At 41.1% G+C, this 14,168-nt stretch carries 12 protein-coding genes; 3 read left to right on the top strand and 9 right to left on the bottom strand.

The genetic code is table 11. From position 1 onward, the window contains the following. Nucleotides 1-30 precede the first annotated feature (30 nt). Nucleotides 31-930, bottom strand: coding sequence for a serine O-acetyltransferase EpsC (gene epsC / locus HMPREF1532_RS08720; protein ID WP_005927827.1), 900 nt, complete (start codon nt 928-930; stop codon nt 31-33). 124 nt (nt 931-1,054) lie between these two features. Here epsC and HMPREF1532_RS08715 point away from each other — a divergent pair, with 124 nt between their 5' ends. Then, a complete protein-coding gene (locus HMPREF1532_RS08715; RefSeq protein WP_025819116.1) occupies nt 1,055-3,091 on the top strand; it encodes a tetratricopeptide repeat-containing sensor histidine kinase in 2,037 nt (678 codons plus the stop codon). After that, nucleotides 3,088-3,861 (top strand): LytR/AlgR family response regulator transcription factor, encoded by a 774-nt coding sequence (locus HMPREF1532_RS08710; protein ID WP_005927822.1) that lies wholly within the window; start codon nt 3,088-3,090, stop codon nt 3,859-3,861. The genes HMPREF1532_RS08715 and HMPREF1532_RS08710 overlap by 4 nt, the downstream gene beginning before the upstream one ends. A 240-nt stretch (nt 3,862-4,101) precedes the next feature. Here HMPREF1532_RS08710 and HMPREF1532_RS08705 read toward each other — a convergent pair whose 3' ends face one another. Together HMPREF1532_RS08705 and polA are read right to left on the bottom strand one after the other, a co-directional pair. Further along, nucleotides 4,102-4,731 carry an HD domain-containing protein gene (locus tag HMPREF1532_RS08705; protein WP_005927820.1) on the bottom strand — a complete coding sequence of 210 codons (630 nt, stop codon included), beginning with the start codon at nt 4,729-4,731 and terminating at the stop codon, nt 4,102-4,104. Between the two features lie 174 nt (nt 4,732-4,905). Beyond that, nucleotides 4,906-7,713, bottom strand: coding sequence for a DNA polymerase I (polA, locus tag HMPREF1532_RS08700; protein WP_005927816.1), 2,808 nt, complete (start codon nt 7,711-7,713; stop codon nt 4,906-4,908). An 86-nt stretch (nt 7,714-7,799) separates the two neighbouring features. Here polA and HMPREF1532_RS08695 point away from each other — a divergent pair, with 86 nt between their 5' ends. After that, nucleotides 7,800-8,777, top strand: a complete 978-nt coding sequence (locus HMPREF1532_RS08695; RefSeq protein ID WP_005927813.1) for a polyprenyl synthetase family protein — start codon at nt 7,800-7,802, stop codon at nt 8,775-8,777. Here the strand turns inward: HMPREF1532_RS08695 and HMPREF1532_RS08690 are convergent. The 6 genes from HMPREF1532_RS08690 to HMPREF1532_RS08665 form a co-directional block, all read right to left on the bottom strand. After that, a complete protein-coding gene (locus tag HMPREF1532_RS08690; RefSeq protein WP_005927811.1) occupies nt 8,753-9,472 on the bottom strand; it encodes a DUF1266 domain-containing protein in 720 nt (239 codons plus the stop codon). The two genes, HMPREF1532_RS08695 and HMPREF1532_RS08690, sit on opposite strands and share 25 nt — an antisense overlap. A gap of 408 nt (nt 9,473-9,880) precedes the next feature. Further along, nucleotides 9,881-10,783, bottom strand: a complete 903-nt coding sequence (gene deoC, locus HMPREF1532_RS08685; protein WP_005927809.1) for a deoxyribose-phosphate aldolase — start codon at nt 10,781-10,783, stop codon at nt 9,881-9,883. Next, entirely contained in the window at nt 10,770-11,108 is a 339-nt protein-coding gene (locus tag HMPREF1532_RS08680) for a nucleotide pyrophosphohydrolase (protein ID WP_005927806.1), read from the bottom strand. The genes deoC and HMPREF1532_RS08680 overlap by 14 nt, the downstream gene beginning before the upstream one ends. Further along, on the bottom strand, nt 11,108-11,560 hold the full coding sequence (dtd, locus tag HMPREF1532_RS08675) for a D-aminoacyl-tRNA deacylase (protein ID WP_005927803.1): 453 nt from the start codon (nt 11,558-11,560) through the stop codon (nt 11,108-11,110). Before dtd ends, HMPREF1532_RS08680 begins: the two co-directional genes overlap by 1 nt. 166 nt (nt 11,561-11,726) lie before the next feature. Beyond that, a complete protein-coding gene (gene uvrC, locus HMPREF1532_RS08670) occupies nt 11,727-13,571 on the bottom strand; it encodes an excinuclease ABC subunit UvrC (RefSeq protein WP_005927802.1) in 1,845 nt (614 codons plus the stop codon). Between the two features lie 51 nt (nt 13,572-13,622). Next, nucleotides 13,623-14,153 carry an adenine phosphoribosyltransferase gene (locus tag HMPREF1532_RS08665; RefSeq protein ID WP_021936113.1) on the bottom strand — a complete coding sequence of 177 codons (531 nt, stop codon included), beginning with the start codon at nt 14,151-14,153 and terminating at the stop codon, nt 13,623-13,625. Nucleotides 14,154-14,168: the final 15 nt, after the last annotated feature.

Below are 14,168 nucleotides of genomic sequence, written 5' to 3'. Positions count from 1 at the left end.
GTACATGGGCATACTTGCACATTGTTTCCTTTATTTTTTGGCTTTGGTCTGGACGATTTTCGCTCCTGCAGGTACGTCTTCCGTCACCCAGATGTTACCGCCTACTGTCGCATTTTTACCAATAGTGATACGTCCTAAGATAGTTGCGTTGGAATAGACGATCACATTGTCTTCCAGTATCGGATGGCGGGGAATGCCTTTGATCGGCTTGCCGTCGGCATCCAACGGGAAACTTTTGGCACCTAACGTAACCCCTTGGTACAGTTTCACGTTCTGTCCGATGATACTGGTGGCTCCGATTACCACACCGGTTCCGTGGTCTATGGTAAAATAGCTTCCGATCTGAGCACCCGGATGAATATCTATGCCCGTTTCACTGTGTGCCATTTCCGTAATGATACGGGGAATGAGCGGTACACCTAATTCCAATAATTCGTGGGCAATGCGATAATTACTGATGGCTCTGATGGCCGGATAACAGAAAATCACTTCGCCGAAGCTTTGGGCTGCAGGGTCGCCATTGTAAGCTGCCTCCACATCCGTGGCCAGAATACGACGCATATGTGGTAACTTACTGATAAACTTTGCGGCAAGACGGGCTGCTTCTTCGCGCTGTAATTCGTTGCAAGTACCGCATTCTTCATTTTTTCCGAAACACAATCCTGCCAGAATCTGCTCTGACAACAGGCCGAATAATTTTTCAATATTAACTCCGATGTGATAATTGATTGTCCGGCTGTTGATCGTGGAATTACCGAAATACCCGGGAAAGAGAATGGAACGTGACAACTCGATAATTTCGCACAATACCCGTGCAGAGGGCAAGGGTTCGCCGTCTTTGTGTTGATGAAACAGTCCTTTATATGATTCGCTTTCCGAAAGCTCATCGACTGCCTGTGTCAGAATGTGAGTGAAGTTTAATGGACTCATTAGATTCCTGTATTCTATAATATTGGCTACAAAGATAAGTAATTTTGCTTATAATTTCTATCAGAATATATATATCATTCAGAAAAAGAATGTATTTTTGTTGCAATATTCTATAGATAAGGAGATGGTAGATAGATATATTCAGGGAGTTATTGTATTCATCTGTTCATTATTGTTTGTGTGTGGATGTGACGAGCATGTAGACATATCAGAAACGGGTGACGAAGATGATATTGTGACTTTATTGGAAAGAAAAGCGATGGATTCTCTGTTCACGAATAATGCCTATTCCCGTTCTTTATTGCGTAAGAATATGTCGCAGACTGCAGATAGTTTGTCCTATTATCGATTAATGAATGTCTATTCTAAGGCCTGTTTTGCTGCTTCTCAGTTTGATTCGGTTGTGTATTACAGCCGGATAATTCTTCATTTTTGTCAGAAATCTTCTGACTCTCCACAAATACACGATCTCTTTTCTGCCACTTACAATATGATGGGAAATGTATGGGGGAGATGGAATTTTCCGGATTCTGCCGTTGTGTATTATCAGAAAGCTTATGAACATCGCAAGCAGGGTAATGAATTGTCTTATTTGCCTGATATTTGCATAAACCTGGCCGACGGTAATGTTCATAAAAGCGATTATACCGATGCGGCTTATTATTATCGGCGTGCGTTGTTCCTTTGTGATTCATTAGGCTTGCCCGACCGCAATAAATTTCCTATTTATTATGGTTTGGGACAGACGTATATGGAATTGCGTGATTTCGATCTTTCTAATCATTATTATGAGATGGCCGGCCGTTACTTTTCGCAGATGAGTGTTCCTGAGAAGTTTACTTATCTCAACAATCGTGGTAACCATTTTTATTATAAGAAAGATTACCGGGAAGCTTCTTGCTACATGGAGCGTGCTTTAGCTGTTGTAGCTCCTTATTCTCAAATGATTTATGAACAGAATCTGTGTAAAGCCAATCTGGGTGAGTTGTATGTATTGACTGATAAGTTGGATTCCGCTCAACTATATCTGAATGACAGTTATCGTTTCTTTTCCGGTATGAATAATCGTTCGGCGATGTATTATATTGAAACTCAAATGATAGAACTTGCACTCCGACAGGGTGATGTGTCACTTGCCAGCCGGATGATTGCGCGTACTGTTCCTGACGGGCATGTCGATGCCAATATGATTAATATCCGTAATCAGTATTTGCAGCACTATTTTGAGCAGACAGGTGATTATCGGCGTGCTTATGAATATTTGAGACGTGATCAGGAGTTGAATGATTCTATCCGGAACGAGCAGATACGTACTCGTGTTGCGGAGTTAGACATGCGATATAGTCAGGACACGATTGTAATGCGGCGTGAACTTTTGATTGAAAAACAGTCGGGAGAGATGAAAGTCTTGCGGCTTACATCGTACATTTGGGCTATTGCCTGTGTTGGCTCTATCGCTGTATTATTTTTTCTTTATCGTTTGATGAAAAAGAAACGTGCTTTTTTGCAGGAACGTCTTCTTAACCAGATAAGCCGCCTTCGTATGGAGAATATCCGTAATCATGTTTCACCTCATTTTACTTTTAATGTGCTGAATCGTGAGATTAGCCGTTTTAAAGGGACTGACAGAGAACGTTCGGGATTGGTTGATTTAGTGAAATTGTTGCGTAAGAGTTTGGAAATGACAGAGAAACTAAGTGTGCCGCTACGGGAGGAATTGGATTTTGTACAGACGTATATCGGCTTGGAAAGGGACCGGTTAGGTGAAAACTTTATATTGGATTTATCGGTCGATACGACCTTGGATGTAGAGAAAATCATTGTACCTTCCATGATTGTGCAGATTCCGGTAGAGAATGCTATTAAGCATGGACTTGCTGGTATGGAAGGGGAGAAGCGGTTAGAGATATCTGTTATGCCTGAAGGGAATGGCGTACGGATAATGATTGCAGATAACGGACGGGGATATTTACCTCAGGTTATGTCGCCTACCCGGGGAACAGGCACAGGTCTGAAAGTGCTTTATCAGACAATTCAGTTGTTGAATGCAAAAAATAAAGGAGAAAAGATACGTTTTGAAATAACAAACCTTGCTGACGGGATGCGAACCGGAACTGGTGTTTCTGTGTATATCCCATGCAATTATTCTTATGATCTATGATAACAATGAATGGAATTTGCAAAGTAGTGATTGTGGATGATGATCGTACGGCGATAGAAAATCTGTGTCGGGAATTGGCGTTATATCCCGAAATGGATGTCAGAGGGACTGCTGTCAATGGGGCTAAAGGAAGAAAATTAATCATGGAGCAACATCCTGATCTTCTGTTTTTAGACGTAGAATTACCGGATATCCAGGGGATCAGGTTACTGAGTGAAATGCGCGACGAGGTATTGTGGGATATGAAGGTTGTTTTTTATACAGCCTATGACAAATATTTGCTTCAGGCATTGCGGGAATCGGCATTTGATTATTTATTGAAACCCTTTGTTTCAGGAGATCTCGAATTGATTATTGAACGTTATCGGAAAGCAGCGCTTTCCCATCCGGCGATTCCGGCCTTTGCGGCGTCTGTGAGTGCATTATTGCCACAACGCGATACCTTCATGATAAGTACTGTGACAGGTTTTAAGTTGCTTCGTATTGAAGAGATAGGTTTCTTTGAATATTCGAAAGATAAACGACAGTGGCAGGTGACACTTTTCAATCAGGCCAGATTGAGCCTTAAGAAAAACACGAAAGCTGAAGATATTATAAGCTATTCGGAGTCATTTGTACAGATTAGTCAATCAATAATTATAAATGTCAGCTATCTGGCTGTTATTAATGGCAAACAATGCCAACTGTATCCCCCTTTTAATGATCGGGAGGATTTGCGTATTTCACGTGGGTTCTTGAAAGAATTGCAGGAACGTTTCTGTCTGATATGATTTTTTTTCGCTATATAAACTCTAATTTTGTCGCCTTAAGCGTGTTTTGATTCAGAATGTTCGTTTTTCGCAAATCTGATATTTGATATTTTCCTTTTTTTATGTTACTTTTGTAGAGTTAGGTAAAGATTGAATGTTTTTTAGTTTTTAGATGATAAATTCTCTGTAACTGGTTGGGCCGGGGATTTTTGTGAAAAAACTCCGGCTGTTTTTTCTATTCTGTTAATTTTTCGTACGAATTTATATCTGTAGATTTGTCTCTTCTTCAAATATCTTGTTAAAAACATTTCTTAATTCTTCCCGGTTGTTGATAAGTGACCGTAATTCTCGTAATTTTTCTCCGTTTTTTGAGTGTTCGAACCATAACTTCAGATATCCTCCTTCGGCATATTTATTTAAGAGATGATTTAGGAAGCGGTTGTAATGCCATTCTGTGTTTTCTGCCGGATTCTGTTTCAATCCGTATTGTACGGTTCTTCTTAATGTAATTTCCGGATCTATAATTCTATCTGCTTCTGCTACAATTTTTCCGTAAATACTGCGTGGCTCATGGTCAGAAGAGGCTCTGTGGTCTTCTACGGCTTCTTTCATTACTCTTATTTCTTCCTCTGTAAACCATCTATACAGCATTTTATCATTCTCAAGAATTTCACCGGAGACAAGATGGTGTGTGGCTCTGTCTTTACATAATCCGAGATCATGGTAAGCTGCTATGGTATAAACCATGTTCGTATTTAGGGGGTAATCTTTTGCCAGTATCAGGCTTTCGGCAATGACAGTGCATACATGTGTCCGGTTATGGGCCTTATCAAACATTTCATATTTTGGAATAATGGTGGTTTCTACGTACTGCTTTAATTCTTGATTCATGAGGAGTTGTTTTGGTGTTTATGAGTAGACAAAGGTAATAAATATCTTCTAATGTATTCATCTTTATGCATTTGTTCCACGTGGCACACAGGAAGTGGGAAGCCGTTTTTGAAGAGAACCCTGAAAGTCTGATAAAAACTTTCAGGGTTCTCTGGTATGTGGCGATTGGCTTTTTTAATGTGCTTCCAGCCAGTTTTTTCCCCAACCACAATCTGCTTTTAAGGGGACATGCATCTTATAGGCTTTTTCCATTTCTTCAATGACTGCTTGTTCTACCCGTTCCCGTTCTTCTATCGGAACACTGAAGTTTAATTCGTCATGTACTTGCAGTATCATTTTAGCTTTCAGCCCTTCGCGTTTGAAACGTTCGTAGATACGTGCCATAGCGACCTTTATTATATCGGCTGCACTTCCCTGGATGGGCGCATTGATGGCATTACGTTCGGCATATCCGCGTACTACTGCATTTCTCGAGTTGATATCCGGTAGGAAACGTTTACGGTGGAATATGGTTTCGACGTAGCCTTTTTCACGTGCTACCTCGATGCTTTTGTCCATATAGGCTTTTACTTGTGGATAAGTCTCAAAATAACCTTCTATGAGCTCTTTAGCCTCTTTCCGGTCCACATTCATTCTTTCTGCCAGGCCAAAGACGGAAATGCCGTATATGATCCCGAAATTGGCTGTTTTGGCTTTACGACGCATATCGGAGTTTACATCTTCAATATTGGTTTTATACACTTTGGCTGCCGTGGCAGCGTGAATGTCATAACCGCTTAGAAAAGCATCTATCATATTCTTATCTTCGCTCAGATGTGCCATGATACGTAATTCTATTTGCGAATAGTCGGCAGAGAAGAACAGACATCCTTCATCGGGAATAAATGCTTTGCGGATCTCTTTCCCGTTTTCATCACGAATAGGGATATTTTGAAGGTTGGGATTACTGGAACTGAGACGTCCGGTAGCCGTAACCGTTTGATTGAAAGAAGTATGTACACGTCCTGTACGTGGGTTTATAAGTAACGGTAAGGCGTCTATATAGGTACCCAGTAATTTTTTCAGCCCACGGTGTTCCAATATCTTTTCTACTACGGGATGCTTATGCCGCAAGCTTTCGAGTACCTCTTCCGATGTGACATACTGGCCGGTTTTGGTCTTCCGGGCTTTGTCTACAATTTTTAGTTTGTCGAATAGTATCTCGCCTACCTGTTTGGGAGAAGCGATATTGAATTCTTCACCGGCCAATTCGTAAATTTCTTTTTCGATGGCTGCCATTTGTGCTGTAAAGTGTTCTGACGATTGCTTGAGCGCCTCTGTGTCCAAAAGTACACCATTGCTTTCAATGTTTACAAGTACAGGGACGAGTGGCATTTCTATTTCATAGAAAAGCTTTTCAGCATCATTCTCTTTCAGTTCTTTTTCGAGTACATTTTTTAATTTTAGTGTGACATCTGCATCCTCGCAAGCATATCGGTAGATGTCTTTGGGATCGAGGTCGCGCATGTTTTTTTGGTTCTTTCCTTTAGGGCCGATAAGCTCTTCGATATGAATGGTCTGGTAGTGGAGATAAATTTCGGCCAGATAGTCCATCCCGTGACGAAGTTCCGGTTGGAGGACATAGTGTGCTACCATTGTGTCGAAAAGAGGGCCTTTCACTTCCACTCCATAATTTTGGAGGACGATCATATCATATTTGATATTTTGCCCGACTTTCAATGATTTTTCATTTTCGAAGACTTTCCGGAATTCATTTACTATTTTTAACGCTTCTTCCCGTTCGGCGGGTACCGGTACATAAAATCCCTGATTTTCTGCAAAACTGAAACTCATTCCTACCAATTCTGCTTCCATTGGCTCGGTACCTGTAGTTTCCGTATCTAACGCGAGAATTTTCGTTGTAAGTAACTTTTGAATTAATTTGCTCCTTTTATCCTTATTATCAATAAGTTGGTAATCACATTTTAATGTTTCTAACGTGTGTAGATTCGTTTTTTTCTCTTCAACTGTCCCGTTGGCCGTAAATTCTGCGAATAAATCGCCTTGAATCGGAGTGTTTGTTTGTGCAAAAAGAGGTCCGGGAGAAGAGGAGAGAGGCTGATTGTCTTTTTTGAAGATTCTATCTATTAATGTACGAAATTCCAATTCTTCGAAAATTTTTCGTAGTGCTTCTTCGTCTGCTTGTTCACGAACCAATGCGTCCATGTCTAATTTGATAGGAACATCTGTTTTTATAGTTGCCAGGAATTTGGAGAAAGTAATCATTTCCCGGTTTGTCTCGACTTTTATTTTTAGTGCACCTTTCAGTTGGTCAGTGTGCTCAAGTAAATTTTCGATACTACCGAACTCGGCAATTAGTTTCTGTGCTGTTTTTTCTCCTACACCGGGGCAACCCGGAATGTTATCTGAAGCGTCCCCCATCAATCCTAACATATCGATGACTTGTACAGGAGATTGAATATCGAATTTCGCCTTGACCTGTTCCACGCCCATTACTTCGAATTCTTTATCTCCGTATTTGGGGCGGTACATGAATACATGGTCTGTTACCAATTGGCCGTAGTCCTTGTCGGGGGTCATCATATAGGTAGTAATACCTTGTTGTCCGGCTTTAGTAGCCAGTGTGCCGATTACGTCGTCCGCCTCATAGCCCGCTATTTCGAGTATAGGTATGCGGTAGGCCCGGATGATATCTTTTATGATAGGTACCGATAGGCGGATTGCTTCCGGTGTTTCCTCACGTTGTGCTTTATACTGTTCGTATGCTTCGTGTCGGAAGGTGGGGCCCGGAGGATCGAAAGCCACGCCGATATGTGTAGGGTTCTCTTTTTTCAATACGTCTTCCAATGTATTTACAAAACCTAAGATTGCCGAGGTATTGAAACCTTTGGAATTGATTCGTGGATTTTTGATAAAGGCGTAATAAGCCCGATATATAAGTGCGTAAGCATCCAAAAAGAAAAGTTTACTGTTTTGATTCATATTTATCTAATTTTTCATGGTAAAAGTACAAAAAAATACGGTATTAACCGTTTTATTATTACTTTTGTGCTCAAATTGTGTCATATATGGATAGTTTACCCCTAATAAAGTCTCCGATAACAACGGAACTGGAAGACTTTAAGAGACTATTTGATAGTTCTCTGTCCAGTTCGAATCTTCTGCTGAATAACGTGATTGCTCATATCCGGCAGAGGAATGGGAAGATGATGCGTCCTATTTTAGTGTTATTGGTGGCACGTTTGTATGGTGCTATTCGGCCTGCCACTCTTCATGCGGCTGTTGCGCTGGAACTTCTTCATACGGCCAGCCTTGTTCACGATGATGTGGTGGATGAGAGTACCGAGCGTCGCGGGCAGCTCTCTGTTAATGCCATTTATAATAATAAAGTAGCGGTGTTGGTGGGTGATTTTCTACTGGCTACCAGTCTTGTGCATGCCGGAAAAACGATGAGTCACGAGATATTGGAGGTTGTTTCTTGTCTGGGCCAAGATTTGGCTGAAGGCGAATTGTTGCAGCTTTCCAATGTAAGCAATCCGCAATTCTCTGAAGAAATCTATTTCGATGTGATTCGTAAGAAGACAGCAGCGCTCTTTGCTGCTTGTACTAAATCGGCGGCATTATCTGTGCATGCTGATGATGAAAAGGCGGAGATTGCCCGTTTGTTTGGCGAATATATTGGGATTTGTTTTCAGATAAAAGATGATATTTTTGATTATTTTGAGAATAAAGCGCTTGGTAAGCCGACGGGTAATGACATGTTGGAAGGGAAGTTGACTTTGCCTGCCATTTATGCTTTAAATTCTACTGCCGATGCGTGGGCACAGGAAGTAGCTGTCAGAATAAAGGAGGGTACTGCTACATCCGGTGAAATCGCCCGTTTGATAGAGTTCTCCAAAGAGAATGGCGGCATCGAATATGCCGTAGAGAAGATGAAGTTTTACAAAGAAAAAGCCCTTGATTTACTCCACACCATCACATCTGGTTCCGATGTTTGTGAAGCGCTTGAAGCTTATCTCGATTATGTGGTTGATAGGGAGAAATGATTTTTTCTCCATGGACTGTTTTCATCTTGTGTGGCCAGGAGAAAGTATCTGATTGCTCTGTCGGCTTCTTCTTTTTTGTCCGTTATCATGGCTTGTCCGATTAAATAACTCTTTCCTATTTCATTCCAGTTCCGGAATGTCTGTCGGCATTGTTCTCCTGCATATTTAATATATTCCCAAGCGGTTTTTTCGTCGATATATCCGGTTTCGCAAGCGATTCGTGCCCAACTGATCAGTTCTCCCATATCCCATGCCAGAATCCCCCGTTTAAGGTCTTCTTTTTCGATGGATACGATGTTTTTCTTATTCACATATTCCAAGAAATGATATAAGTTTTTAGCGCGGTGTATAAACAATTCTATGCCGAAAAAACGTTCGCGAAGGATTCTTTCTGTTTCGTCTCCGTTGTTGGCTGTGAGCAGATAAGGTATAAGGATGGAGTAGGAGGTTCGTTCGCCTTCGTTGCGAAGGAGGGACAGCATTTCGATGATAGCGGCTTCCTGTTTCAGTTGTGGCGTTTCTGCCAGTAGTCGATGGAGTCTTTCATGTTCTATGCCTGTCTCCAAACTATCGACAAAAAGGCCCGTTTTCATACTGGATATTAGCCCGATAAGCAAATTCTGTGTATTGTTGACTGCTAAGATGTCGTTTCTTTTGTTCGGGTTGAAACGTACTGAAATACTGTTTTGTTCCATACTCTTGTCTTTTTTAATCTTTTGTTAACCGAAAAGCGTGAGAACTGTTGCTCTGTATCTTTCCTGGGGCTTCGGCAAGCCGTTATGACGATACAAGCAACAGTCTCACGCTCCGTTCGATATATAACAAGAGTATATACGTGAAGGTGCGTGAGACCCGTTTGCTTATTACCTTTCATAACATGAATTTTGCCGAATTCCAGGAAAAAGATAATAAATGAAACGTTCTCTAATACAGTGCATTATCCTATTCTCTATAGTCTAATGTCCGGCAAAGATAGTAAAAATATGAGTATTTGTAAGTAAGGAACTTTAGTTTTTCTTAATTATAGATATGAGTTTGCAATCGTAGCAGGAGTCTTAATATGAAAACTCCCCCTCTTTGCAGGAGGAGGAGTTGGCAGTATGTCAGAAGAATTTTGTTTCTTCACCTTTTATTTCAGAAAGCAGCAGGTTCGCTAATCGGCTTGTTCCCAAGCGGAATAATTCGTTGTTTAACCATTCCTCTCCTAATATTTCCTTGACTATGGTGTAATAAATCAGTGCATCATTTACAGTATTGATGCCTCCGGCCGGTTTGAATCCGACCTTGTTTCCGGTCTTATCGTAATACTCTTTGATGGCTTCACACATTACATATGCTGCTTCCGGAGTGGCTGCCGGTTGCTGTTTTCCGGTAGATGTTTTGATAAAATCCGCTCCCGAGTACATGGATAGGATAGAGGCCTTTTTGATGTTGGAGGCTGTTTTTAAAGCTCCGGTTTCAAGGATTACTTTCAGATGGCGTTCTTTACAGGTGTCTTTCAATTCCTGAATTTCCTCACACATCGTTTCGTAGTCTCCGCTAAGGAATTTCCCGACGGAAATAACGATGTCTATTTCATCAGCACCTTCCATTAGCGCCATGGCTGTTTCGGCTATTTTTACTTCGATAAATGTTTGCGAAGAAGGGAAACCTGCTGATACACAGGCTATCTTTATCCCGTCAACATCCAATGTGTTTTTAACGGCTTCTGCAAAGTTCGGATATACGCAAATAGCAGCTACGTTTTTCAAGTCGGGAAACTCGTTATCGAACTGATTTACCTTTTCAGTAAATTTCATAATGCTTTCATCGTTGTCCGTACTGTTCAGACTTGTAAGATCTATACAATTGAAAAGGAATTTTTTTACCTCTTCCGTATTATTTTCCGCTACTTTGTTTGCAATGATTGCAGCTACGCGGGCTTGCACGTCGGCATCGCTCAGGTTGGTATTGTACTTAGCCAACGCAGCTTCATACTTGCTTAGGTGGGTGTCATTCTGTTCCATGGTCACTCAATTTGGGGTTATTTATATGTCTTTTATTATCTCTTTGGGTCTTCTTTTCCAGATTACGGGTGAAGGCATCGGTGAGATCTACACCGGTTTGATTGGCGATGCAAAGAAGTACCCAGAGTACATCTGCCATTTCATCGGAAAGGTTGTCTTTCTCTCCTTCCTTGAAAGATTGGTCACCATACTTGCGTGCCATTATACGCGCCAATTCACCTACTTCTTCGGTGAGTACGGCCATATTCGTAAGTTCGCTGAAGTAGCGCACTCCGTACTTTTTTATCCACAGGTCTACCTGTTTTTGAGCTTCTTCCAGTGTCATTATTCTTTGTTTTTGGTATCTATACAAATGGTTACCGGGCCGTCGTTCAGTAGTTCCACTTTCATGTCTGCACCAAATTCTCCCGTACCTATCTCCTTACCAAGGAGAGAACTCAATTCTCTGCAAAATTGTTCGTAAATAGGGATGGAAATATCCGGCTTAGCTGCTTTTATATACGATGGACGATTTCCTTTCTTGGTTGATGCATGTAGGGTGAACTGGCTGATTACCAGTATTTCACCTCCAGTCTCTACGATCGATTTGTTCATAATTCCATTTTCGTCATCAAAGATGCGGAGACTGATAATTTTTTTACACAGCCATGTAATGTCTTCTGTTCCGTCGGCTTCTTCGATGCCTACGAGGATTAACATTCCTTTTTTTATGGCTGATTTGCAGTGCCCGTCAATGGTTACTGATGCATGGCCGACACGCTGTATTACTACTCTCATTTTCTCTTTTATATTGCTTTTGGAAAGGCAAATTTACAAAAAACGTTATAGATAATCAGAAGTTTAAATGGTTTTTCTCAAAAAAATATTTAAATCGGTATAGGGAATGAAAAGTGCAGTGTGCTAAATAAGTTGATACAGGTTATTTAGTGCACTACATGTTGATCTATTGCCGGTTGGTGGCTTCCGGGGTAGGGAGTGCCTCTTTGATAATTTTGGCTTTTGCTTCTCCTGCGATGGCGCTGATTTCTTCCAATGAAGCCTCTTTTATGCGCTTTACACTTTTGAATTCTTTTAGTAAGGCTGTTTTTGTTTTCTCTCCGATACCCTTAATCGTGTCTAATGCAGATGCTACTTGGCGTTTGCTGCGTTTATCGCGGTGGAAAGTGATGGCAAAACGATGTACTTCATTTTGTATCTGTTCCAGTAATTTAAAGAGGGGAGAATGTTGTTTTAACCCAATGGTTTGCGGTGGAAAGCCGAATAAAAGTTCGGAAGTCCGGTGTTTTCTGTCTTTGGCAAGACCGGCAATGGGTATGGTGAGATGCAATTCTTCCATAACCTGTCTTACGGCTTCCATTTGCCCTTTTCCGCCGTCGGTAATGATCAGGTCGGGAAGAGTGCTCTCTTCGTCTATGGCGCGCTGATAACGTCTTCTGACCACTTCTTTCATGGATGCATAGTCGTCCGGTCCTTCTACCGTTTTGATAATGTATTTCCGGTAGTCCTGTTTGGATGGTTTAACCTTTTTGAATACTACGCAGGCGGCTACGGCATCCGATCCTTGAATGTTGGAGTTGTCGAAACATTCTATTTGAAGGGGTGGTCTGTCTAAATGTAGCTCTTGTTGTATCTCTTTCATTAATCGCATGTTTCTCTGCTCCGGATTTAGCTTTTCCGCTTGTTTCATGCGGTCGGCTTTGTATTGCTTAACGTTGAGTTGCGACAGTTCAAGGAGCTTTTTCTTGTCACCGCGTTGCGGTACGGTGAAAACCACGTTACTTAACTCCATGTCTATTTCAAACGGTACGATAATCTCTCGTGAGAGGCTTTTGTAACGTTCGCGCATTTCAATGATGCCCAGTGTAAGAAGTTCTTCTTTGCTTTCGTTCAGCCTTTTTTTGTATTCGAAAGTGAAAGCTTGGTTGATTGCTCCGTTAGTGATGTGCAGGTAGTTGACAAAAGCGGAGTTGTTCTCGTCTTCTTCAATGGAAAACACGTCGATATTATGCAATATTGAACTTACTACTTCGGATTTGGAACGGTAATTTTCTATCAAAGTATATTTCTCTTTGATCTTTTGTGCTTCCTCAAATTTCATCTCGGTTGCCAGTTCCTGCATTTGCTGAAATAGCATGCGGCTGATATCTTGTGTGTTTCCTTTTAGAATTTCTTTGATTTCACCGATGTTTCTTAAATATTCTTCCTGCGATTGCAATCCGATACAAGGGCCGGCACAATTTTTTATGTGATATTCAAGGCAAACACTGAATTTTCCGGCACGGATATTTTCCGGTGAAAGGTTTAAATTGCAAGTGCGTAGCGGATAGAGGTGCTTGATGAGGTCGAGTACGGCGTTCATCGATGGCATATGGCTATATGGGCCATAATAAGAGGAGCCGTTACGGATAATCTTTCTGGTTTTGAATATGCGCGGGAAGTATTCGTTTTGTACGCAAATAGACGGATAAGTCTTATCGTCTTTCAGTAATACATTATATCGAGGCTTGTATTTTTTTATCAGGTTGTTTTCTAATAAAAGAGCGTCTTCCTCGGAATTGACTACGATATAACGTATATCGGCTATTTTGCTGACTAATACTCTTGTTTTTCCAGGTTCGTGTTCTTTGCTGAAATAGGAATATACTCTTCTTTTTAAGTTTTTTGCTTTTCCTACATATATAATTACTCCTTCGGTATTTAAATACTGATAAATACCGGGGCCTTCCGGGAGATTTGCTACAATCCCTTTCAGGTATTCGCTGGTTTTGGTTTTCTGATCGGCTTCCATATTAAAAAGGGCGTAGCTGTATGGCTACGCCCTGCAAATATAGGAAATTATTTATAAAGACAATACCGATTCTATTTCTACATCGTCTCCAAATACGGCCTTTCCGTTCAACTCTTTTAGCTCAATGATAAAATTTACGTATACTTTCTTCGGCTTTAGTTTTTTGACCAGTTCACAGGCAGCTTTCATTGTTCCACCTGTAGCCAGCAGATCGTCGTGTAGTAATACGACATCGTTTTCATCTAAAGCGTCTTTATGTATCTGTATCGTGTCTTTTCCGTATTCTTTGTCGTAACTCTCTTCAATCGTTTCGGCGGGTAATTTCCCGGGTTTACGGATCGGGATAAAGCCTGCGTCTAATCGTGTGGCGAGAATTGGTCCCATAATGAAGCCTCTGGATTCTATTCCCACTACTTTTGTGATTCCTTTATCTTTATACATCTCATACATTGTATCCGAAAGTTCCTGCAAGCATGCGGCATCTTTGAATAGGGTAGTAACATCATAAAAGAGTATTCCCGGAATGGGAAAATCGGGTATTTCCCGAATGCTTTTGATAAGCCTTTCTTTGCTCATAATCATTGATTTATTTCGTTT

The organism is Bacteroides salyersiae WAL 10018 = DSM 18765 = JCM 12988, assembly GCF_000381365.1.
In the GTDB taxonomy this organism is placed as follows: Bacteria; Bacteroidota; Bacteroidia; order Bacteroidales; family Bacteroidaceae; genus Bacteroides; species Bacteroides salyersiae.
The sequence above is the reverse complement of the archived record's forward strand: the minus strand, read 5'-3'. Positions and strand labels throughout refer to the sequence as shown.

Bases quoted from the DNA above. Each gene is read 5' to 3' on its own strand.
- HMPREF1532_RS08690 (WP_005927811.1), bottom strand. From the start codon at position 9,472: ATGGAACAAAACAGTATTTCAGTACGTTTCAACCCGAACAAAAGAAAC.
- epsC (WP_005927827.1), bottom strand. From the start codon at position 930: ATGAGTCCATTAAACTTCACTCACATTCTGACACAGGCAGTCGATGAG.
- uvrC (WP_005927802.1), bottom strand. From the start codon at position 13,571: ATGGAAGCCGATCAGAAAACCAAAACCAGCGAATACCTGAAAGGGATT.
- polA (WP_005927816.1), bottom strand. From the start codon at position 7,713: ATGAATCAAAACAGTAAACTTTTCTTTTTGGATGCTTACGCACTTATA.
- HMPREF1532_RS08705 (WP_005927820.1), bottom strand. From the start codon at position 4,731: ATGAATCAAGAATTAAAGCAGTACGTAGAAACCACCATTATTCCAAAA.
- deoC (WP_005927809.1), bottom strand. From the start codon at position 10,783: ATGGAACAGAATGACACCCACCTAAGCAAGTATGAAGCTGCGTTGGCT.
- HMPREF1532_RS08665 (WP_021936113.1), bottom strand. From the start codon at position 14,153: ATGATTATGAGCAAAGAAAGGCTTATCAAAAGCATTCGGGAAATACCC.
- HMPREF1532_RS08710 (WP_005927822.1), top strand. From the start codon at position 3,088: ATGATAACAATGAATGGAATTTGCAAAGTAGTGATTGTGGATGATGAT.
- HMPREF1532_RS08695 (WP_005927813.1), top strand. From the start codon at position 7,800: ATGGATAGTTTACCCCTAATAAAGTCTCCGATAACAACGGAACTGGAA.
- HMPREF1532_RS08680 (WP_005927806.1), bottom strand. From the start codon at position 11,108: ATGACACTGGAAGAAGCTCAAAAACAGGTAGACCTGTGGATAAAAAAG.
- HMPREF1532_RS08715 (WP_025819116.1), top strand. From the start codon at position 1,055: ATGGTAGATAGATATATTCAGGGAGTTATTGTATTCATCTGTTCATTA.
- dtd (WP_005927803.1), bottom strand. From the start codon at position 11,560: ATGAGAGTAGTAATACAGCGTGTCGGCCATGCATCAGTAACCATTGAC.